This window comes from Halorhabdus tiamatea SARL4B (assembly GCF_000470655.1).
Classification (GTDB): Archaea; Halobacteriota; Halobacteria; order Halobacteriales; family Haloarculaceae; genus Halorhabdus; species Halorhabdus tiamatea.
The window spans coordinates 1,578,667-1,600,984 of the sequence record NC_021921.1 but is presented as its reverse complement, the minus strand read 5'-3'; the positions used below and the strand labels follow the sequence as shown (position 1 = coordinate 1,600,984).

General features: G+C 60.9%; 19 protein-coding genes and 1 CRISPR repeat array. Of the genes, 6 read left to right on the top strand and 13 right to left on the bottom strand.

Translation table 11 applies throughout. The annotated features are described in order from the left end of the window. The first annotated feature begins 314 nt into the window (after positions 1-314). Positions 315-992, top strand: coding sequence for a V-type ATP synthase subunit D (locus HTIA_RS07900; RefSeq protein WP_008527653.1), 678 nt, complete (start codon positions 315-317; stop codon positions 990-992). A gap of 83 nt (positions 993-1,075) precedes the next feature. Continuing rightward, on the top strand, positions 1,076-2,197 hold the full coding sequence (locus HTIA_RS07895) for an RNA ligase (protein ID WP_008527655.1): 1,122 nt from the start codon (positions 1,076-1,078) through the stop codon (positions 2,195-2,197). A gap of 28 nt (positions 2,198-2,225) precedes the next feature. On the opposite strand, the gene HTIA_RS07890 is transcribed toward HTIA_RS07895, so the two are convergent. The 4 genes from HTIA_RS07890 to HTIA_RS17140 form a co-directional block, all read right to left on the bottom strand. Then, on the bottom strand, positions 2,226-4,067 hold the full coding sequence (locus HTIA_RS07890) for a UvrD-helicase domain-containing protein (RefSeq protein ID WP_008528640.1): 1,842 nt from the start codon (positions 4,065-4,067) through the stop codon (positions 2,226-2,228). A 72-nt stretch (positions 4,068-4,139) separates the two neighbouring features. After that, positions 4,140-4,442, bottom strand: a complete 303-nt coding sequence (locus HTIA_RS07885) for a DUF7521 family protein (protein WP_008527662.1) — start codon at positions 4,440-4,442, stop codon at positions 4,140-4,142. Positions 4,443-4,530: 88 nt separating this feature from the next. Continuing rightward, a complete protein-coding gene (locus HTIA_RS07880; RefSeq protein WP_008527663.1) occupies positions 4,531-4,881 on the bottom strand; it encodes an ArsR/SmtB family transcription factor in 351 nt (116 codons plus the stop codon). Between the two features lie 86 nt (positions 4,882-4,967). Beyond that, positions 4,968-5,150, bottom strand: a complete 183-nt coding sequence (locus HTIA_RS17140; protein WP_008527664.1) for an HVO_0416 family zinc finger protein — start codon at positions 5,148-5,150, stop codon at positions 4,968-4,970. Positions 5,151-5,267: 117 nt separating this feature from the next. On the opposite strand from HTIA_RS17140, the gene HTIA_RS07870 reads away from it, so the two are divergent. Further along, positions 5,268-5,615: a hypothetical protein gene (locus HTIA_RS07870; RefSeq protein ID WP_008527665.1), complete on the top strand. Its 348-nt coding sequence runs from the start codon at positions 5,268-5,270 to the stop codon at positions 5,613-5,615. 106 nt (positions 5,616-5,721) lie between these two features. Continuing rightward, a CRISPR array of direct repeats spans positions 5,722-10,425; the repeat unit is 30 nt; unit sequence GCTTCAACCCCACGAGGGTCCGTCTGAAAC. Between the two features lie 102 nt (positions 10,426-10,527). Here the strand turns inward: HTIA_RS07870 and cas2 are convergent. From cas2 to cas6, 8 genes are read right to left on the bottom strand one after another with little or no spacing between them, the layout of a single operon-like run. After that, positions 10,528-10,791: a CRISPR-associated endonuclease Cas2 gene (gene cas2, locus HTIA_RS07865; RefSeq protein WP_021029443.1), complete on the bottom strand. Its 264-nt coding sequence runs from the start codon at positions 10,789-10,791 to the stop codon at positions 10,528-10,530. Position 10,792: 1 nt separating this feature from the next. Further along, entirely contained in the window at positions 10,793-11,785 is a 993-nt protein-coding gene (gene cas1b, locus HTIA_RS07860; protein WP_008524849.1) for a type I-B CRISPR-associated endonuclease Cas1b, read from the bottom strand. Between the two features lie 3 nt (positions 11,786-11,788). Continuing rightward, positions 11,789-12,349 carry a CRISPR-associated protein Cas4 gene (cas4, locus tag HTIA_RS07855; protein WP_008524850.1) on the bottom strand — a complete coding sequence of 187 codons (561 nt, stop codon included), beginning with the start codon at positions 12,347-12,349 and terminating at the stop codon, positions 11,789-11,791. 3 nt (positions 12,350-12,352) lie between these two features. Next, on the bottom strand, positions 12,353-14,920 hold the full coding sequence (locus HTIA_RS07850; RefSeq protein WP_020936219.1) for a CRISPR-associated endonuclease Cas3'': 2,568 nt from the start codon (positions 14,918-14,920) through the stop codon (positions 12,353-12,355). 1 nt (position 14,921) lies between these two features. After that, a complete protein-coding gene (cas5b, locus tag HTIA_RS07845; protein ID WP_008524852.1) occupies positions 14,922-15,725 on the bottom strand; it encodes a type I-B CRISPR-associated protein Cas5b in 804 nt (267 codons plus the stop codon). A gap of 2 nt (positions 15,726-15,727) precedes the next feature. Beyond that, positions 15,728-16,798, bottom strand: coding sequence for a type I-B CRISPR-associated protein Cas7/Csh2 (cas7b, locus tag HTIA_RS07840; protein WP_008524853.1), 1,071 nt, complete (start codon positions 16,796-16,798; stop codon positions 15,728-15,730). A 1-nt stretch (position 16,799) separates the two neighbouring features. After that, a complete protein-coding gene (cas8b, locus tag HTIA_RS07835) occupies positions 16,800-18,914 on the bottom strand; it encodes a type I-B CRISPR-associated protein Cas8b/Csh1 (protein ID WP_008524855.1) in 2,115 nt (704 codons plus the stop codon). Beyond that, on the bottom strand, positions 18,901-19,713 hold the full coding sequence (gene cas6 / locus HTIA_RS07830) for a CRISPR-associated endoribonuclease Cas6 (RefSeq protein ID WP_008524857.1): 813 nt from the start codon (positions 19,711-19,713) through the stop codon (positions 18,901-18,903). Before cas6 ends, cas8b begins: the two co-directional genes overlap by 14 nt. 186 nt (positions 19,714-19,899) lie before the next feature. Here cas6 and HTIA_RS07825 point away from each other — a divergent pair, with 186 nt between their 5' ends. The 3 genes from HTIA_RS07825 to HTIA_RS07815 all read left to right on the top strand — a co-directional run bounded on the left by HTIA_RS07825 (position 19,900) and on the right by HTIA_RS07815 (position 21,638). Continuing rightward, entirely contained in the window at positions 19,900-20,259 is a 360-nt protein-coding gene (locus HTIA_RS07825; RefSeq protein ID WP_008524860.1) for a ribbon-helix-helix domain-containing protein, read from the top strand. A gap of 6 nt (positions 20,260-20,265) precedes the next feature. Further along, positions 20,266-20,811 (top strand): hypothetical protein, encoded by a 546-nt coding sequence (locus tag HTIA_RS07820; RefSeq protein ID WP_008524861.1) that lies wholly within the window; start codon positions 20,266-20,268, stop codon positions 20,809-20,811. Positions 20,812-20,882: 71 nt separating this feature from the next. Beyond that, complete coding sequence (locus HTIA_RS07815; protein ID WP_008524862.1) at positions 20,883-21,638, top strand: ribonuclease H-like domain-containing protein; 756 nt, start codon at positions 20,883-20,885, stop codon at positions 21,636-21,638. Here HTIA_RS07815 and HTIA_RS07810 read toward each other — a convergent pair whose 3' ends face one another. Next, a complete protein-coding gene (locus tag HTIA_RS07810) occupies positions 21,639-22,271 on the bottom strand; it encodes a rhomboid family intramembrane serine protease (protein ID WP_008524863.1) in 633 nt (210 codons plus the stop codon). Positions 22,272-22,318: the final 47 nt, after the last annotated feature.

Genomic DNA, 22,318 nt, shown 5'->3' with positions numbered 1-22,318 from the left:
ACTCACTACGTTCGTTGCGGTCCTTTCGTCGCCCGTCTTCCCGGAGCCAGCCGCCCCTTTCAGTCCCACCCCTTTTTCGGCTTCTTCACTGGCATTACTGGGTGGGACTGAAAGGGGCGAGCCGTTCGGGGACGGCGGGCGACGTAAGCACTGAACCGAGCGAAGCGAGGGAAGCGCGCAACGAGCCCCCCGACTCGAACGGCTCGGGGCTTTCATGCTGCTCTCAACATCGGAGACCCCGACAGTAGCGCATCCAAACACAAACTCACATAGACTGAAAAGCGTTAACTGAGTGGCTCGGTTATCGGGTGGTAATGGCCCAGGACGTCAAGCCGACCCGAAAGAACCTCATGCAGATCGAGGACCGGATCGAACTCTCCGAACGGGGCCACGACACGCTCGAACAGAAGCGTGACGGCCTCATCATGGAGTTCATGGACATCCTCGACCAGGCCCAGAACGTCCGTGCGGACCTCGAGGAGACCTACGACCGCGCCCAGGATCGCATCGACATGGCCCGCGCGATGGAGGGCGACGTCACGGTGCGTGGCGCGGCCGCGGCACTCAAGGAACACCCCGAGATCACCACCCAGTCGAAGAACATCATGGGCGTCGTCGTCCCCCAGATCGAATCGACGAAGGTGCGCAAGAGTCTGGACGAACGCGGCTACGGCGTCCTCGGGACGAGCGCCCGGATCGACGAGGTCGCCGAAGCCTACGAGGAACTCCTAGAGCAGATCATCCTCGCCGCCGAGGTCGAGACCGCGATGAAGGAACTCCTCGACGAGATCGAAACCACGAAGCGGCGGGTCAACGCTCTGGAGTTCACCCTGCTTCCCAACCTCAGGGAGAGCCAGGACTACATCGAACAGAAACTCGAAGAGCAGGAACGCGAGGAGATCTTCCGGATGAAGAAGATCAAGTCCAAAAAGGAAGAAGCCGAGAAAGCCGAGCGGGAAGCCCGCGAGGACGCCGAGTCCGCGACGGCGTAAGCGTCGGCCCCAGTTTTCAACGACGTCGGTTCGGTGTGGTATCGACCCCCATAGCTATTGGTCGGGGTGTCGTAGGTGTCACCATGGGCGACGATCGCGACTGGGCGACCGTGCTTGGCGTCCCGGACGAGGACCGCGAGGACATCCTCGGGGCCTTTGACGCGTCCGTCTTCGAGGGACGACGCTACCGCCACCTCACGGACGCCCGCCACGGGATCGAGCGCGGGACGGCGATCGTCGATGGGCGCGTCGTCCGTGGCTTCCCCTCGATCCCGCGAACGCTGGTACTCGACCCGGGCATCGCCGAGCACTTCGACGGGCGGCTCACGGTCGAGGAGAAGCGCAACGGCTACAACGTCCGCGTCGCCCGGATCGACGGCGACGTCCTCGGGTTCACTCGCGGGGGCTATATCTGTCCGTACACCACCAGCAAGGTGAGAGAGCTGCTCGATCCCGACTCGTTCTTCGAAGCGCATCCCGGGCTGATGCTCTGTGGCGAGTTGATCGGCCCGGAGAACCCATACACGCCACACGAGTATCCCGAAGTCGAGTCCGCGGCTTTCGAGGTGTTCGACATCCGCGACCGGGAGAGTGGTCGACCACTGGCGGTTGATCGACGGCGGGAGTTCTGTGAGCGCCACGACCTGGCGATGGTCCCCAATTTCGGCGAGTACGATCCGGCGGAGGCGACCGACGCCGTCCGCGAGGTGATCGGCGACCTGGACCGCGAGGGAAAAGAGGGGGTCGTGTTGCAGTCGATGGACGGTACCCGGCAGCTGAAGTACACCACGTCGGCGACGCATCGAGCCGATCTGGAACACGCGTTCTCGCTCCCCTTCGACTACGGTCGAGATTTCGTCTTCCCGCGGATCCTCAGGGAGGTGTTTCAGGCCGTCGAGCTGGATCGAACAAACGGCGAGTCCCGCCAGCGCGCCCAGGAACTCGGGGAGGCGATCCTCCTGCCCGCGATCGAAGCCGTCCGGGCGGTCGAACGCGGCGAGACCGTCGGCGAGGACCACACCGTCCGGGGTGACCCCGATGCGATCGAGGCACTGCTCTCGCACTTGCGGGAAATGGGTATCACACTCGAAATCCAGCGGGACCGCCGGGTGGGTGACGAACGTGCCGTCTCGTTCGTCAAAGTCTCGCAGGCGACGCGGGACAACGTCGAAAACTACCTCGACGGACAGTTGATCGACGAGTGAGCGAGCGTGGCTATCGCTTGGGCTGGGATCAGTGGACGGCCGCAGCTTCCTCGCCGAGGATCGACGCGAGCGCCGCCTCGGGGTCCTCGCTGGGCTCGTTGTGCAACAGGACGTCGATGGGCAGCGTCGGCGCGCCGCTGACGAGGTTTTCGAGGACGACGAGTCGCTCGCGGGCGCGAGAGAGTCCGACGTAGAAGACCCGGCGCTCGTTGTCGGTCAGCGTCGGCACCGGATCCGTGTGTTTGGTGAACTCGTCGATGCCGGGGACGTCGATCCCGTTGCGCTCGACGGTCGCGGCCATCTGCTCGACGACCTTCTCGGTGAGGTCGGTCGCGACGAAGACGTGATCGGCCTCCCGCCCCTTCGCGCTGTGGATGGTGCCGAGGCGAACGCGCCCGGGGTCCATGCCCTCGTAGTCGCCGGCGAAGTACGCGTCGATGGTCTGTTCCTGAAAGCTGGTGACCTTCCGGACCATGTCGGCGGCGGCCGGCGGTTCCGGGAGGAACGGGGCGTGGTCGCGGATGAGATCAGGCTCGATCTCGATCTCGGTGAGGTCGTCCGTGTCGGCTGCTTCCTGGCGGTCTTCGAGGTCGTCGAAGAGGTCGTCACGCTCGCCGGTCCCGAAGGCCGTGTCTTCGAGCATGTCCGCCAGACGACGGCCCTGCAAGGCCGTCAACGGTTCGTCCGCCGCGAGCGCCTCGATCCCGTTGACGTAATCAGTGAGGCGGTCGGTCCACATCCGCTGATCGGTCATCGTCCGGAAGGGGATGCCCTCGTCGATAAACTCGTCGATGAACTGGAACATCTGGTAGCGCGCCCGGAACAACACCATGACGGTGCCGTCGTCCTCCTCGACGGTCCCACGGACGTTCCGGACGAGATCGAGCATCGAGGGGTTCCGAACGGCCTCGACGTTGCCCCCCTGCTTGCGCGGCGAGAGGTTCTTCTCCTGGCGCTGATCGATGTGGGTGACCTCGCGCTGGACGACCTCGAGGATCTTCGAGGGGAGCCGATGGGAGGTATCGAGGATGACGTCCTCGCCCTCCTCCTCTAAGAGCAGGTTGGGGTCGGCCCCCTGCCAGGCGTAGACGACCTGGTCGTCGTCGCCCGCGATGAGCGCGCGATCGACGTGGGCCTTCCATTCCTCGTAGACGTCGTACTGCAGCGTCGTGATGTCCTGGAACTCGTCGATCGCGAGGTAATCGACGCTGGGCAGCAGCGAGCGCTGCTTGACGCGTTCGAGCATGTCGGCGAACCCGACGAGGCCGTGTTCACCCTTGTACGCTCGCCAGGCGCGGATGACCTCCGGGACGTCGATCCGATCGTCGTCGCTGGGCCACGTCGGCGTGTACTTGTTGCCCGTCTGGGCGTTCTCGTCGATCTCGGGCGGCAGGCGGACCTTCTCGTCGTTCCACTTGAAGGGGACGTCGTACCAGTCGGCGACGTCGCGACTGGTCCGCTGGAGCCACTGGCTCGTGGCGATGATCTTGTTGCCGATCGTCGTCGAGCGCGCGGTCCGCCGTCGGCCACCCTCGTACTGGTCCTCGTACTCGATGCCGTACTCCTCGGCGAACTCCTGTTTGTCTGACTCGCCCACGACGTCCCCCCGCGAGAGGTTCAACAGCTCGTAGGCTTTGGCGTGCATCGTACAGACGTTCCCCTTCAGCGAGCGCGGCGAGACGTCGAGTCGGTCGGCGAGTCGTTCACGAACCTCCGCGGCGGCCGCTCGCGTATACGAGACGACGAGGATGTCCCGGACGTCTACGTCGTCGTCTTCTAAGAGTTCCTCGACCCGGTCGAGTAACGCCGTCGTCTTCCCGCTGCCAGGCCCGCCGAACAGGCGGGTCACCTGGGCCGTCGATTCGGTCATTGCACAGTACCTAGGGCTGGTCCCCCATAAGCGACGTGACTTTTCCCTGGCCGCGAAAGCGCCTCGATCTCCCTACCGATACAGCGAGACGTACAACATGGCAAAGCCGATGATGAACGGTACTGTCTGGGTCATGTCGAAGAACAGCCGTACGCGCGGCGCCGGCTGCGAGGCGAACATCTGTGAGACGATGTTGCTAACGGCGACCCCCATACTGATGAAGGCGAACCCGATGAAGGCAAACTGGAGTCGTTCGCTCCGGCGCTTCTGGTAGGCCTGGAAGCTGATGAGCGTGATCCCCAGCGTCAGCCCGAAGAGCACGAGCCGCAACAACACCAGGACCCCCTGTCCGTACTGCACCACAGTGTCGACCATAATGCTCGTCTCTCAATTGATAAGCGTCCTATATCAAGGTACTCAAAGAGCCCCGACGAGCGTTACGCCAGCGAAAGCGATCCGGGACTCACTCGAGATTGAGGTCGTCCCAGAGCTGGCCGAAGCGATCGGGCAGGTTCTCCGAACGATAGATGCGAACCCGGTACTCGTCGTCCTCGAGCCTGATGACCGTACTCTCGAAGTTCGACTCGTAGACTTTGTAGTGATTGCCGTCCTCGGCGACGCTCGTCTGGTCGCTGACGAGGTCGTGCTCCTCTAAGATCTCGAGGCGACGGTAGACGGTCGGCAGCGACAACTCGAGTTCCTCACTCAACTCCTTTGCCGACTTCGGCGACTGGCTGACGGCCGCCAGCACGTGCCGGGCGTGCTGGTCGCCGATCGTGTCCAGCACCTCTTCGATGGGGCGATCGTCCTCCACTGGAGGAGGGTATTCCGGCAGTGCTCAAAAATGTTGGGAGACGGGCGAAGCCACGCCGAGTGCGGACCACGCCCGCCGGCCACCGCCTAGCTCCGAGCCGGCGACCACTCACATACCGAGCATTCCGTGGCTGTCGCGTCGTGGAGCCCACCACACTCCGGGCACTGTTTCTTGTTATAGCTTTCGTCCCATCCGACCGCGTCCGTTTCGTGCCCACGCCGGGTCAAGAACTGATCGATGACGTCGTCGGTGCTCGGTGCGGTCGCCATACATGACATGGTATACCACACCAGTATATAGGCTTGTTGGTTCTGACACGCGTTAGCACAGCCCAGTCGAGCGCGCGAATGGCGATACTTTTGGGGGCAGGTCGCATATGGAGTGGTATGTCATCCCGTGAGACGCGACAGGGGGAGTCCGATTCCGGGGACGGGAAGCACCTCGCCGAGGTCCTTCCAATCGACCGGGCCGCGATCGAGTCGCTGAGCTGGGAGCTCGGCACGCGGGTGACGGACGCGGACGCGACTCGGCTCTTTTCGGCCGATAATCCGTCGACTGGGAGTTCGCTGACGGTCTTCGAAGCTACTGCGTACACGTGTATCGTCCGATTCCGGACGCCCGTCGGCCGCGAGAAGTTCTTCGGCGTCGCCGACGACGACCTTCGGCCGATGCTCGAGGCACTGCTCGACAGTGGGGAGTGGACGGCGCGCGACGGGCGAGTCGAAGACGTGTAGGCTATCGGGTCAACTCTCTCCAACTCCCGTTGTTCTCGTAATCTAAATGTCTCTCCAAAACCGCAAGGGTCCGAGCAAACCGCGTAGAAGTGATCTTGCCAGTAGTCGGCAAATCCCACGAGGGTCCGTCTGAAACCTACTGTCTATTCGGGATCGACCGGCGGACTCGTGGCTTCAACCCCACGAGGGTCCGTCTGAAACAGCGAGTGTTTAACGAGCCTGAAAACGCTGATCCGAGCTTCAACCCCACGAGGGTCCGTCTGAAACCAATCGCCCGACGACGTGGCAACCGCCAGCCTATCCGGCTTCAACCCCACGAGGGTCCGTCTGAAACAATCGCGCGCGAGTCGGCGGAGCGCGTCATCATGTGGCTTCAACCCCACGAGGGTCCGTCTGAAACCCGATCAGGGCGGCGAGGCCGATTACGACCCACTGGAGCTTCAACCCCACGAGGGTCCGTCTGAAACTGGACGGGCGTGCGGAGTCCCAACCCGACGAGGCCGTGCTTCAACCCCACGAGGGTCCGTCTGAAACTCGACCGTCGTGACGTCCCAGCGGTCGCTGTCCTCGCTTCAACCCCACGAGGGTCCGTCTGAAACCCGTCGACGTCGTTGCCATGCCCCGGGAGCTTGTGGCTTCAACCCCACGAGGGTCCGTCTGAAACCGGACGGTGCCTCTGCTCGGGTCGTACTGCTCCTCGCTTCAACCCCACGAGGGTCCGTCTGAAACTCGCGGGCGGGCGTTGAACGCCTGTGCCGGCAAGACGCTTCAACCCCACGAGGGTCCGTCTGAAACACGAAGGTCACGGCCGAGACGATCGAGCAGCTCGAGGCTTCAACCCCACGAGGGTCCGTCTGAAACGACATCACGCCTCACCGACCTCCCCGAATTGCTCGGCTTCAACCCCACGAGGGTCCGTCTGAAACTGGAGTCCATGAGTGAGACGGCACTGTTGTACCGGCTTCAACCCCACGAGGGTCCGTCTGAAACTTCGTAGATCGCGCCGCCGCCCGCGTCATGAGCCTGGCTTCAACCCCACGAGGGTCCGTCTGAAACTCGGGCACCTCAAACTCGGCATCGTACTTCGCGAGGCTTCAACCCCACGAGGGTCCGTCTGAAACCCGCTTTCGCTACAATCTCGGTTGCAGTTTTCTTGAGCTTCAACCCCACGAGGGTCCGTCTGAAACCGGGTGTGGTGGTGTCGTTCTGTCCTGGCGGGCCGGGCTTCAACCCCACGAGGGTCCGTCTGAAACCCGTTGCTCCAGGCGTACCTCGATGCGACCGGGGTGCTTCAACCCCACGAGGGTCCGTCTGAAACTGCTTCCATCAGATACGTCGACGGCTTGGTTCCACGCTTCAACCCCACGAGGGTCCGTCTGAAACGACCGTACAGGGTGGGTCGGTCGGTGGGTGATTTTGGCTTCAACCCCACGAGGGTCCGTCTGAAACTACTAGCCAAAATAGCCCAAATCGACTGCTGTCTAGCGCTTCAACCCCACGAGGGTCCGTCTGAAACGCGCGGATGGACATCCTCAAGGTGTTCGGCCATCTGCTTCAACCCCACGAGGGTCCGTCTGAAACTGCTGGCGAATCCGACACAGATGACCACACTCGCGAGGCTTCAACCCCACGAGGGTCCGTCTGAAACTGCCGACGACGACGGGGTCGCACCCGTCGGGGGCGAAGCTTCAACCCCACGAGGGTCCGTCTGAAACGGTCGTCGTCGATAGTGACGCGCATTCGCGGGCCGAGCTTCAACCCCACGAGGGTCCGTCTGAAACCGGTTCGGAGTACAGCACGGCCGCCGATTTAGGACCGGCTTCAACCCCACGAGGGTCCGTCTGAAACGAGACAATGACGACGAACACCGAAGACATCGCGACCGCTTCAACCCCACGAGGGTCCGTCTGAAACCGGGTGGGCGAGCGACGCCCGGCGACACTCCGCACAGCTTCAACCCCACGAGGGTCCGTCTGAAACCATATACATCGGCGCTGGTGGTGGCATCCCTTGGAAAGCTTCAACCCCACGAGGGTCCGTCTGAAACCTTCGGCCTTGACTGCGCCGGTGATGGTGAACTGCCGCTTCAACCCCACGAGGGTCCGTCTGAAACAAGCGGAAGGTGATACGTTCCATTAGCATATCACCGGCTTCAACCCCACGAGGGTCCGTCTGAAACGCAGCGACCCCGATAACTACGGCGGTGCAAAATTTGCTTCAACCCCACGAGGGTCCGTCTGAAACCGTGATAGGACCGGCTGGATGAGATTATTCTGGACGCTTCAACCCCACGAGGGTCCGTCTGAAACCGGGCCATACGTAGAGATAAGCAGGGAGCCCGGCCCGGCTTCAACCCCACGAGGGTCCGTCTGAAACCTGTTCGTCCGTGTCTTCAGTTCGCGGAAGGATGGGGGCTTCAACCCCACGAGGGTCCGTCTGAAACCGGCGGTAATCAGGGACGAACTGGAAGCCCACCTGTTGCTTCAACCCCACGAGGGTCCGTCTGAAACTAACACGCGGCTTGTATTGAACGACCGTGACGCTGGCTTCAACCCCACGAGGGTCCGTCTGAAACGCGACCTGATTAACCACGTCGTCAATCGCACTACTGGCTTCAACCCCACGAGGGTCCGTCTGAAACTGGTACGCCGGTTCATATCCGTTCAGGGACCACCGGCTTCAACCCCACGAGGGTCCGTCTGAAACGTCTAAACAACGACCATGTCCAGCGACAGCCGGGAAGCTTCAACCCCACGAGGGTCCGTCTGAAACCGGGTCATACGACTGTGCTGGGGCTTCCACAGTCGGCTTCAACCCCACGAGGGTCCGTCTGAAACTGCATGGTCGAAGCTCGATGTGGTCGAAGGTGAGTTGCTTCAACCCCACGAGGGTCCGTCTGAAACTCGTACGAGCGGGCGATAGCCGTCTTCCGGTTCTTGCTTCAACCCCACGAGGGTCCGTCTGAAACCAGTTTGAGGGTCAAACCTTCAAACGCACGGAAAGCGCTTCAACCCCACGAGGGTCCGTCTGAAACGTCGGTGGTACAAATAGCCGAGGCTAACACCTATGGCTTCAACCCCACGAGGGTCCGTCTGAAACCTTTCTTCCTGAGCTTCGACCCATGCTTCCCGGTCGCTTCAACCCCACGAGGGTCCGTCTGAAACCAATTCTCCCTTATCAGGATGACCGGGGAAATTCGGCTTCAACCCCACGAGGGTCCGTCTGAAACACGAAGACGGCGGCGTGTCCGTAATGGAAAAGTTAGCGCTTCAACCCCACGAGGGTCCGTCTGAAACCCACAACTTCGACAGGTCGCCTTCGGGGATTGTGTCGCTTCAACCCCACGAGGGTCCGTCTGAAACTTGATAGATTTATTAAACCAGATTAACGTTGAGTTTGCTTCAACCCCACGAGGGTCCGTCTGAAACCGTTGGCTATGTGTCGTGGTCGTCATGCTTTGGCTGCTTCAACCCCACGAGGGTCCGTCTGAAACTAAAAGTTGATCGTAGTGTCGTTAGCTACAACCTACGCTTCAACCCCACGAGGGTCCGTCTGAAACCGAGTCGACTGTCGAAGAGCAGCTACCGCCTGAGGCTTCAACCCCACGAGGGTCCGTCTGAAACGCTTCGTACCAAGACTTTAACGGGTGGCGCGAAGAGCGCTTCAACCCCACGAGGGTCCGTCTGAAACCCGTTATCTATACGTATCTTAGTGAAAATATTTAGCTTCAACCCCACGAGGGTCCGTCTGAAACGTGGACCTTGGCGATCTCGTGTTCGTTCTTCTCCCGGCTTCAACCCCACGAGGGTCCGTCTGAAACCGAATTTATCCGATCAATGGGCATATCGGCGGACGGGCTTCAACCCCACGAGGGTCCGTCTGAAACCTTCCTTATCTATCTTTTTATCTTCACCCATACCTGGCTTCAACCCCACGAGGGTCCGTCTGAAACTTACGGTCTCCCAAGAGGGGAGGAGTGCGCAGGCAGCTTCAACCCCACGAGGGTCCGTCTGAAACGCTTGAGGTGTATCACGCCGTCGCCGGACACCTCGCGCTTCAACCCCACGAGGGTCCGTCTGAAACCAGTCGTCGCAAATAACCCCGTCATCGAACAAGTAGCTTCAACCCCACGAGGGTCCGTCTGAAACTTCGCGAGATCCGTTTGATCCATCACCGACGGCTCGGCTTCAACCCCACGAGGGTCCGTCTGAAACTCCCCAATCAATTTCGACGCGATACCATACGCCGGTCGCTTCAACCCCACGAGGGTCCGTCTGAAACTCGGCGTCATCCTCGTGCTCTCTGGCGGTGAAGGCGCTTCAACCCCACGAGGGTCCGTCTGAAACTCGACGAGGCGGTCGGCAACAGCGCGGTCAGTCAGATGCTTCAACCCCACGAGGGTCCGTCTGAAACACGAAACGGATCCGGCCGAGTACGATCCTTACCGATGCTTCAACCCCACGAGGGTCCGTCTGAAACGACTGACATAGACCATAGCCAAGTTGAGTACGTCGAGCTTCAACCCCACGAGGGTCCGTCTGAAACGGGGCCGGTGGCAATACGTGGGTGATGAGCGATGAGTGCTTCAACCCCACGAGGGTCCGTCTGAAACGCAAATAAAAGCCAATACAATGCCACTGAGTTGATTGCTTCAACCCCACGAGGGTCCGTCTGAAACTCGTTAATTTCGGCTTTGTCGAGATTGCTCAAGATGCTTCAACCCCACGAGGGTCCGTCTGAAACAAGATACTATTCCACCCAATGACTTATGTGTTCGGGTGCTTCAACCCCACGAGGGTCCGTCTGAAACCATGGCCAGATCGGGCCATATAGGGCGTATTATACGACAAGAGGTGTTAGTGTTTTCGTCGACCGTCAATAGCCCGCTACACACGGGGGGTCGATGACTGCGCTATAGGAATTGGCTGTCTTCCGTCGGATCGTCACCGTAGACGGTCCGCGAGACGTACTGTTCGGAACTCATCCGGTAGACGATTACCGATTCGCCGGGCTCCAGCATCGAATCTAGTTGCCCCTTGACTTCTTCGAGATCCCCGTCCGTGATCTCACCTTCGAATACCGAGTTCTGAACGTGTGTCAGATACCGACGCAGGAAGTTCAAGAACAGCCGGGTCCGGTCGGCCTCGACGTCGTAGACGGCGACGACGTACACCACGTTACCACCACCGCTCGAAGGCCTCGTAGGGCTCGCCGGTCAGCAGATGTTTCTTGAGTTTGTACGCCTCGACTCGCAGGAGATACTGATAGCTGACCTTCCGGTTGAGGTTCGGATGCTCGATCGTCCGATCGAGCGTCTGTTCGAACTCCTTCGAGAACGTCTCCCGGCCACTCTCGGTGAGTAGACACGCGTTCATCTCCGAATCGAAATCATCGTCTGACAACTGCCCGCGATTCACGAGTCGGAAGACGACGCGATCCGTCAGCACCGGTTTGAACAGATCGGCGATATCTAGCGCGAGCGAGTACCGTCGTTCGCCAGGCTCGTGAAGATAGCTGATCGTCGGATCGAGGGCTGTGGCCCGGATCGCCGAGACGATATTCGCGTAGACCAGGCTGTTGCCGAACGAGATCAGGCTGTTGACCTTGTTGTTCGGCGGATTGTACTTTCGACCACCGAAGACAAAGCCGTCCGACAGAATCTGATCGAAGATCGCGTAGTAGGCGCGTCGCGCACTCGCTTCGACGCCCATTGCTTCCTCGACTGACGCCACGGACTGGATCTCGTCACGTCGACGATCGAATGACTCGAGTGTCGCGCCGAGGTCGTAGTCCCGGTTGTCGTAATAGGTGACGTTCGCTCGCATGTTGTGGATACTTCCCTCCACGATCTCACGGGCGATTTTGCCACGATGGGTTTCGTCGTCGTAGGCTCGAACTTGTTCGACGACCGTCTGACCTGACGTCTGGCCACGCTCGGGCATGATCGAGCCCGAATAGTAGTCGTTCCAGCCGAAGACGTGCATCGCGACGCCGTGATCGTCGAGAAACGACACCACGCGCGTGTTGAAGTCGATCTGTCCGTGGAGGTACAGCGCCTCGGCGTTCTCGATCGGGAGGTACTTCTTCTCGTCGTCCTCGGTGACGAGCCGTACCGTGTCGTTATGGCGTTCGACCCGTCCGTCCGAGAAGATGTGGTAGTTATCGTTCATGGATCAACAGCTCCAGCAGAAGTCGTAGTACGCACACGACTCACAGAACGGCTTTTCCGTCGCGGGCGGTGGCGTCTCGCTTCGAACCACGTCGTAAATCCCGCGAATCGCGTCCTCGACTTGCTGTGCAGTTTCTTCGGTCAACTCGACCGATTCACGCTTTCGTTCGGTCGGGTGAGCCAGGACCCCTTCTTTTTCGACGCCAACAACGCGGTCGAGATACCAGAGGTAGTACAGCAACTGGAGGCGTGCCGGCTCGACCAGCGTCGAGGACGGCTTCACCTCGACGACACGACCATCGTCGAGTAAATCGGGCGCGATCCGGCCGTCGATACTCAGGTTCCGTCGTTTCTCGTCGTAGGCCGTCTCGTCGACGTGCGTGCCCCGGACGACGTTCGGGTTCTCTCGATCGATTTCGATGTCCCTGCTTTCGAACCAGAGCTCGCGCTCACAGACTTCATAATATTGCATCATCACACCAGTGACGTGAAACGACGACTCGACAGCCTCGTCGCGTGCTGATTCGAGGAGGAGATCGACAGGGTCGACGTCGTGCTCGGTCATTGTTCACAGGAACTGATGGTCGACGCTCGATGCCTCCGCGACGAATCCAGTCGTCGCGTCGAACTTAGCACTCTCGCGACTCGCATCGAGTTGATAGACGCCCTGATCCTCGATGAGAACAGTGAGATCACGGATCGCTTCTGCCCGATCGCTATCCTCTCGGTAGTAGGGAACCGATATCCGAAGTGGTTTCGTCTCTTCGACCAGATCGTCGAGCGCCGCGTAGTCGTATCGTTCCTGTGCTTCGTGGATCTGCTCGAATACCTTCCGCTCCTCGTCCGTTCGGGCGACGACGACCTCGGCGGACCGCCGTTGATCGATCAACGAGATATCTCCCAGTTCCTTGCCCATCGAATCGTCAACCCAGTTGGCCCACTCCTGTTTGCCGACGTCTTTGTCCTCGCGCAGTCGCTCGAAATACCGTTCGACAGCGGTTCGAGCGACGTCCTTCTCGGTGAGCGAGCCGGATTCGTCTCGGACTTGCTGGAGCGTGTCTGCGACCGTGGGGAGGAGCGTTGTGGAGCGATTGTAAACGGCTTCCGCCGGTGTCTTGGACTGTTCCGCCGGCGCATCGAGCCACCAGACAGTCACAATCCCCCGATCGCGCTCGAACGACCGATTACACCGCCCGGCCGCCTGGACGATGCTGTCGATCGGTGCGAGATCACGATACACGCGATCGAAACTGATGTCGACACCGGCTTCGACGAGTTGGGTGGAGACGGCGACCGTCGGCTGATCCCGTGCGGTAAGCTCCTTCACAGTCTCGATCAATCTGAGTCTGTCGGCGGGCCGAAGACGAGTCGAAAGATGAAGGAGTGCAACTCGATCCCTGGATTCGACGCGCTCTGCGAGCACCACAGGATCGACATCGCCGACGCTCCCCTGGCGCTGTAATTCCTCTTCGAAGAGGCCACCGACATCGACAAATCCCTGCTTATCGACTTGCTCGGTGAGCGTCCGCGCGCTATCGATCGTGTTACAGACGGCCAACGTCGTCTCCCCTGATTCGACGGCCTCACGTAGTTGGCTTGCCGCTTCGGCGTATGATTTCGGCTCGCTCTGCGATTCGATGTATCGTTCTGTCGAATCATCGAGTTCGTAGGACACGCGACGCACGTCGTCGAAATACGCGTCCGGGTCGTCGACGAGTTCGAACTCGTCGTCGAACAGACGCGGCTGGGTCGCGGTCATCGCGATCACCGTCGCGTCGTACTGCTCAGTCAGAACCTCGACGAGCCTCGGGACGAGTTTCCACCAGTCGAGCGGAAGGCTCTGCGGTTCGTCGAGCAAGACAACAGCATTACGGAGTGCGGGAAGTTTCATCGACTGTCTGTTTCGCGGCCCGGCCAGGCTCTCGAACAGCTGGACGAACGTCGTAACCGTCAGCCCAGCAAGCCAGCTCTCAGCCAGCATTCCGGCGACGTCGTCAGAGAGATCTGCCTGTTCGTCGTCGACCGCATCACGCACCGTCGTCTCCGCGAGATGGTGGTGAGCCGTAAGTAGCCGACCGGTCCCGTCCGTGTCGTAAATCGTTTCGAGTTCCTCGACGACCTGATCGATGATACTCGTGAACGGCAGCGCGTATACGACCCGCTCCTTCCCAGCGTCGTCACGGAGGCGCAACGCCGCCGAAAGTCCCGTGAGCGTCTTCCCCATTCCGGTCGGCAGCGTGAGCGTCGCGACGTCGCTGTCTCGGTCTTCGAACTCCGAGATGGAGTCCAGAACAGCTCGACGGGCGCGTGAGCGATAGTGGTTCAGCCGTTCGTCACGGGTCCCGTCTTCGTCTTGCCTGACATCCGCTTCGAGTTGCTGCACGTACTCGTCGAGATGAGACGTGGATGGCTCGGTAGCGGCGAACGTTCCATCGTCGTTCGGTGCTCCGGCAGCACTCGTCTTGTCTGCGAGGACGAGCGATCCCCAACACTGGAGGACGAACCCGTAGAAATCACCCGATAGCGCATCTTCGCGGGGTTCGGGAACGATCCCGCGAGTCGCAACGTGGGTCTCGATATCTTCGAGCAGGTCGACGAACTCATCACGAAATGCGCCCCACGATCCCATCCCGTTAGTGGCTTCTTCGAACGTGTCACGGGCGAGGCCGGCAGCTTCGGCGTCAATATCTTTGATCTGCTTAGCGAGGATGGCATGCTCTTCGTCTCTGCCGTCCGTTCCATGCGCCTTGTCGAAGACGTACTGCGCGACGTTCGGCAGTTGTCCGTGGTGTTTCGCGACCGCGACGAATCCCGCGAGGCAGGTTTCGGCGTCGAACCCCTGTGCTTTGAGCGAGTAGTACGCGGCGAACGAGCCAAGCGGCGCGTGATAACGAAGTCTCCTGTCTTCGTCGGGCGATCGTCCGGTTTCGAGATATTGCTGAAAATACGTCGTCGCCTTTCCGAAGTCGTGGACGTACCCCAGCGTCTCGATGATGGACCTGAGAGACTCTCCGGACGGCGTCTCGGCGTCTTCCGGAACGACGTACTCGACGCGGGACGCAACGTCGACTAGGTGATCAAGGAGATACGTTCCCTTTTGCCCGTCCTCTGGCGGATGTGAATACGGGCGGCTCACGTCAGACGAACACCACCGTTCGGTCACCGACGCGAGCGGCGTTGGCGTCCGCGACGGTGAGCGACCGTGCGTCGGGATTGTACGCGTACGTCGTGAACGCGGTCGTTGTTCTCCCACCCGCATCAGTCGTCATGAACGCCGGTGACTCTTCGATCTGACAGCGCTGGTCGTCGTCCATGATCACGTCGTCGAATCCGCCGGGGACCGCCGAATCGACTTCGAACTGGTCACTCGCCCGGTCAATCGGTTCGACGTCGAACGTGCCGTGGTATTCGATGTCTGCGAGGTGTTCCGAGAGACCGAGACTTGGCACGTAATGGGATTTCCCGGCCGCCAGCATCGATTGGAGTTCGTCGAATCGATTGCCGTCACTCAGAGATACGTCGATCCGATACGCCGGTTCGACCAGCACCTCGTAGTTGTGCTGTTGACGGAGCTTCGTCGGATCGGGGAGTTGTATGCTGATCTTCCCTCGACCGTTGAGCGAGGTCAAGTCCCCAGCAGCGGTCGAGAGCGTGTTCATCGGCATGTTCACGGTTCGTAGCTCCCGCACCGGCTCGATCGCGATGGCTGATTGCTCGGCTCCGAACAGCTCGTAGTACTCGTCGCGACCGATGCCGAGCACGGCCGCGAGTAGCCCTGCGACGGTCGTCCGGGGCATGATGCGGTACGTCTGTTTGACGATGTTGCCTTCGACCCGCCTGAAGTGGCCCCACGGACCGCGAACGGTGAGCGACAGACACCGGTCTGGCACCGGACGGCCTGACGCTTCAGACGCCGACTCGTCCAGCGATTGTCGAGCCATGGTCACTCGTCGGCGTCGGCCAGGGTTTGCTGGTACTCATCGTAAACGTCCACTTTGTCGACCGTCTCTTCGTCCAGTTCGTCCGTGAGAGCTCCATAGAGCAGTTCAGGTCCACCGACTTCGCCCTCGTATGAGACTTGGAGGACATCGCTCGCGACCATACGGACCTGTTCGATTTGCTCGCTTGCCCTGCCGAGTCGGTCGACGAAGTCGTCGACCGAGACTACGACGTCACGCACGTTTCTGAGTTCTTCTTCGGGTTTGGACTCGTCCTCGTCGAGTTCGAGATCCTTGTCGAGACCGCCGATGTGGAAGCTTTCCTCAGCATACTCCACGCGGCAGTATAGCCGGGGCTCTTGACCGACTTTGCTCCGACTGATCGTCTGGTTCTTGATCGCCCGCCAGCAGAGCGTGTCGAGTCGTTTCACATCATCTCTCTTTAACTTCGTGTCTTCGGCACCGTGCTCGTCGACGAGCCCGTGAAAGCGGATCAGACCATACTGGATCCGGTGGTCGTCGAGGTCGAATCCGCCCTGTTCTTTGCCTTCTTGGGTGGCGATGACGCTCGTCAGGCTGTCGTACTCCTCGTTCTCGTTGACTGCGTGTATCGTCTTCCCCGGGGAGAACTGGACCGGTCCCGTGAAGTGATCCGGCAAGTGTTTCGCATAGACGTTGTCCGTGTCGACTGACATCGTCGCTCCGAAATACCGGACGTCAGCACTCTCGTCGAGAAACTCGTCAAATACCTTCGCACGCAATTTATCACCCTCTTCAGGTAGATTGAGTTTGTCCGGTTCGATCTCCTTGAGTCGGTCTTCGAGCAGATCGGCCCGCGTGTACTGTTCACCCTCCTCTTGAACATTCCGGATGTAGACGCCGTGGCCGTCGTCATCGAGTTGGTCACGAAGATAACGCTTCAGGCGGACGTCGGTGACGATCGCCTGCTGGGTCTGTGGATCAATCCGCGGTCGATCAGCGCCACTCAGCGGATTGCCGTTCGGGTTCGCGTCAACGGCGTCGTACAGGAAGACGATCTCGGAGCGATTCTCGACGATGTCGGTGTTGGCAGTCATGTTAGTGTTCCTCCTCGGTATCGGTTTCAGTCTGGTCCCAGTCAGGGTGGTCGTTCATGCCGTACGTTACACCGAGCGCATAGTAGAACCGGAGGTCGTCGGTCTCGATCTCCCACTCGTCCGGGTCGGGTCGCAAGATCGTTTCCCGGAGTCGTTCCACGACGTGCTCGAACAGCGTGATTGTTCGGTCCTCGTTTCGCGTGTACGTGATCGTCTTGCCGATCGCTTCCTGCGTGACTTTCTTGATACGCGTCCGAGTGATAGATTTCACCGGATACTGGTCGATCAGCGTCGTCGACCGCTCCTCGCTGTAGTTCTGGTACCCGCCGACTTCGCCGATGAGGACGCCGAGCAGGAACGCGCCGCGGCGCTGGTCGTTGAGCGGTGCCTCCGGATCGTGGGCGAGCGCGGGAGTATCTTCGATGAACGTCTCGAGCTTCTCCGCGGCGGGGTTGCCTCCGTCTGTCGCCAGGATTTGTGCTGCTGTTTCCATGGAATATTCCTCGTAGTTCGGTTCTTTCGTGATCGGTTCTCTCCCCGGATCGTCCGTCGAAAGCAGGTCGAGTTCATCGGTCGCCAAAGCGCATAGTTGCGCGAACTGGCTGGCGACGCGGAACGAGGGGAACGACTCGACGTTCTCGTCGTTCTCGTCCGTGTCGATCCGATCGACGTACTCCTCAAGAACCGTCTCGACGGCGATCGAGTCGCCGCTCAGTACGGCGATCAGTGCGTCGATTCGTGGATCGTCAGCGGCCGCTTCGTCATCGTCCCGCTCCGCGAACGTCTCACCGAAGTACCACCCCGTCGAGACTGCGTGAAGCCGCCGATCGTCTCCAGTTAGGAGAGCCCAGTTACCGTGTGTCGGTATCGGAGCCGTCCGGTCGGTCTTCGAGTTGAACGCTGTTGCTTTGCCGACGACGTTGTTGTGTTCGACAGCCAACGTCTTCGGATACAACAGGCGACCGTTCATCGTCTCGCCGTACACGTCGTATCTCGACATTTGATGCGGCATGACGGCCGAGACGTAGAAACGCAACTCGTAGTCGATGTCTCGATTCTGGAACTCCTGATACGCACGCTCGACGGGCGTCATGTCGTCGTCATTCGTCGCGTGGTAGAGGAGCCCATACAACTCTCGCGCACCATCTGGCGTCGGAACTCCCTGGAAATACGGGAGGTAGTACACTTTGGCCCCGAAAGTTCGATACGAACACTCGTCGACGAACGTCTCGGCGTTCATCACCGTGATCGCCGCGTCCTCCGAGATCGGATGTGACCGCCACGCTTCTTCGATGTCAAGCCCGGGGAATTTCTCCAACTGCTTGCCGAGGAAGTAATTCTGTGGATCCTCTGCCGTCCCGACAGTGCGTGTTCCGTCACCAGTGACGAGATCCGTCGCCTCGCCAGAGGAGTCGTCGGCTTTGTTCTTCGTGACGAGTTTCGAGAGCTTCCGCCGTCGCATCGCCTCCATGAACCCGTCGATCTCCCCGGGCCAGCGAAAGTCACCATCCGGCTCCGTCTTGACCTGCACAGTCAGGAGAGCCGTCGTCGATTCGCCACCGAGTGCGTCAGTGACACCGCTGTCGATCGATTCGAGGATATCTTCATCGTCTCCGAGCGCGGCAAGCGCGTCAATGATCCAGCCATCGTCATGCTCATCAGCGACGTCTTGCACTTCGTCATCGACGGCCCACTTCGTCAGTCGCTCTTTCGAGTAGCGGGCGAGTTTCTCGGGGTCGCTGTTTTGCCCGGCCTGATGCGTGATACTATGGTCGATCCCGCGAGCGGCCGGATACTTGCAGTGGGCGACGTTTTGGACCAGATCCTCGCTGTACCGCGTCACCCAGACCGGTCCTTGGTCGTCATCGGCGAGCGACGGTTCATCGCTGGAAGCGTCCATCCGGACGACGATCAGGCTATCATCGGTGTCGGTAAGATCACCGGCGGCGTCCGGCGTAAGGTACGGAGCATACTGACCGCCACCGAGCGTCCCGAGCGTGTAGAGTTTCCCGTAGAGGTACTGGATGCTCCGCAGCGACGAAATCGGCGAGTCGGGTAATTCTGCAGCCAACTCCTCGTCGTCGTACTCCTCGCGGAACTCCTCAGGCGAAAGCATTCTCGCCCTCCAGTTCTGTCTCGCCCGGTTCCGTCTTGTCGACGATATTCACGAACCCGAACCCGAGCGAATTTCGCTCGCCGATGCCCACGTCCAACAGCAGGTTCAGGTGCCGCCGATGGTCGTCGTCCCGAACGGTGTACTCGAAGCGCCACTTGCTCAACACCCACGTCTCCGTCTCGCCAGTCGTCGGCGTCACCGGAATCGCGAAGGTCTTGAGCAGTTCGTAGCCGTCGAACAACTCGCCGTCGACCTCACTCGGTCCGGGCAAGTAATCCGGACAGAACAGGTCGTGCTTCTGATCCAGATTGGCCTCGATCTGATTGCGGAACGGTTCCATCGTGTGTTCCGGGCGCCAGAACTCCGCCTCCTCGTGCTCCGTCTCTATCCCGTATTCTTCGAAGCGCCAGGGTGGAATCCGAACGAGCACGCCGGTTCCAGTCGAAATGGTTCCGCTCGTTCCGGGTTCGCCGACATCGGGCGCGAGCGGCGTGAGCTCCTCGACGGTGAAGGGCATCTCGCCGATGTTCAACTCGGGGTCGTCTTTCAGGTCGGCGGCGACGTGGGCCAGCAGATCCTCGTACGGCGAGGCGACCAGTAACGTCCGCTCGTCACCCTCGTCCATGTCACCCGGCGGAAAGGGATTCGAGTACGTGAACGCCTTCGGGCGGTTCTCGTCGTGGCTGTCCCCGTACTCGGTTCCCTCAAGCGCGCCCCAGAGTCGCCCGCGGAGCTTGTGATGATACGCGTTGTCGTATGCTGCGTCGGTACGTGCCCGCAACCGGGCGAGTACGCGCATCCCGCGTCACCCCACCTCTCGTCGTTTGGTTGTCAACATTCCGCCATTGAAATCATAGGGAAAGGTGAAAAAAGTTCTCAGACCACAGTGAAAGTAAAGCCAAGACGAATCAGATAGTTCTCCAGCGGGGATTTGATGAGCAGATCATGCACACATTTAATTTTGTGGGGCGCATATCATGCACACATGGCTGCAGACTCGGACCACAAACGCGTCCACTTCCTCTCGCCAGAGGACCTCGTCGAGCGGGCGGACGCGCTCGCGGAGATCATGGACACCGACCGCACCGACGTGATCAACGAGGCACTCCAAGAGTTTCTCGACGAGCGGACGGACGACGAGGACTTCCAGCAGCGCGTGGCCGAGGCGTACTACGACGACCGAATCGACCGCGACCTCGTCGAGGCACTCGTCGGGGCCGAACGCGCCCGCACGTTCGAGTTACTCAAGGCCGACCTCGAATCCGACCCCCTCGACGTGCCCGAACCCGACGAAAGCGTCGATATCTACGACGGCGAGACAGTCGAAGTCGACCCCACGGAGTAGCCACCGATGGAGACCGTCGTCGCCGACACCTGTGCGCTGGTCAGTCTCGCGATCCCGAAGGCCGACGCGAACTACGAGACGGCCGTCGATCCAGACCCGCTTCAGTATATTCTCACTGGGGCCGAAGTGATCGTCCCGCTACAGGTGGAACGCGAACTCCACGAGATGGCAGGGTACGACGACATCCACGCCGCGGCAGCGACGAACGTCCTCGCCGCGAGCGATCACTACACGCGCCTCGACCCACTCGATCGGACTGGCACGCCCGACGAGCTACCCGACCACGGTCTCGATGAGGGGGAAATCGCCGGGATCGTCCTGGCGAATGCGGTCGGCGCGGACGGGTTACTGACTGACGAATTCCAGAGCCTGGCGCGGGTTCACGCGTTGCTCGAGGACGTACCGCTCGTCACGACCCCGAGATTACTTCGGGACTACGCACGGAACGGACATCTTCGTCCCGAGCAAGCCCGAACACTGATCGAGACGATCGCGCCGCACCGAAGCTGGGGCTCGAACGCATACGTCCAGGCCGTCAGAGCGACGCTGTGAGTGCGACGATACAGCCACTCCCATCGCTGCACCGCGACCTTTAGTACCATCCACGTCCCACTCATTGTATCGTGCGCGTCGAGCAGAGTTTCATTCCGATCAGGGGCGTCGGCGAGCAGACCGAGCGCAAGCTGTGGCGGCAGGGAATTACCCACTGGGACGATTTCCACCCCGATGCCGTCGGTTCGACCACCGCCGAGCGCATCGAGTCGTTCATCGACGACGCCCGCGAGCGACTGGCTGAAGGTGACAGCCATTACTTCGGTCGGCAGTTCCCGAGCGAAGCCCAGTGGCGACTCTACGAGTCCTTCCAGGACGGCGCAGCCTTCTTCGACATCGAGACCACTGGCCTCGATCAGCGCCACGACGCCGTGACGACCGTCAGCGTCCGGCAGGGCAGCGAGACGAAGACCTTCGTCCAGGACCGCGACCTCACCGCCGACCGCCTCCGGGAGACCTTCGCCGACGCCGATCTGCTGGTCTCGTTCAACGGGAAACGCTTCGACGTGCCCTTCCTCCAGCAGTCGTTCGACCTCGACGGTGTCCTGGAACGACCACACCTCGACCTGATGTATCCCTGCCGGCGACTCGATCTGACGGGGGGACTCAAGCAGATCGAGAAAGACGTCGGGATCGAGCGCGACCGGCCGGACCTCTCGGGGCAGGACGCCGTCCGGCTGTGGTACGACTACCAGCACGGGGACGAAGCCGCCATCGAAACCCTCGTCTCGTACAACCGCGAGGACGTCGATCATCTCGAGACCGTCGCCGACGAAGTCGTCACGCGCCTCCACGAGTCGACCGTCCCCGACAACTGTACGTTCTGATCAGGGGCGTCGTCGGTCCGCACTGATCGACGAGGCACCCGACTCACTGGATCGAAGGACGTGTGCCCGCCCGGCGAGCAACCCGAGCACGATCCCCGTGAAGTGTGCGATCAGCGCGACGCGTTCACCCCGCGTCAGCCACGTGATCGCGAGGGCGACGCCGATCACGACGAGGATCGCCACGCGTGGATCGACACTGATCCGGTCGGCGACGGCGTCGGTGAACGGGTTCCCGGCCAGGAGATAGCCGAACAGACCGAAGACCGCGCCGCTGGCCCCGAGGACAGCCACGCGGCGTCCGAGAGCCTGAGCGACCGTCACTTCCATGGCCCCGGCGACCGCCCCGACGACGAGGAAGAAGGCGTAAAACCGCCAGGGTTCGGTCCGGCGTTCGAGAACGAGTCCGATCACGAAGAGTGCGAGGGCGTTGGGGACCAGATGGAAGACCCGACGGTGGACGAACACGCTCGTCAGCAGCGTCCAGGGGCGGTCGGCGATCGGCCAGGCGAGCGCGAGCGCCACGGGCGACCCACCGAAGACTTCGAGCAGCCGCTGAAAGAGGAAGACGACCACCAGCACGCCGATGAGCGTCGTGGTCGGACTCCCGCGGTCTGGTCGCTCGACGCGGCTCATAGACGGCCATGGAACCACGGACAGAAGAAAGAGTCGGTCAGCCGACG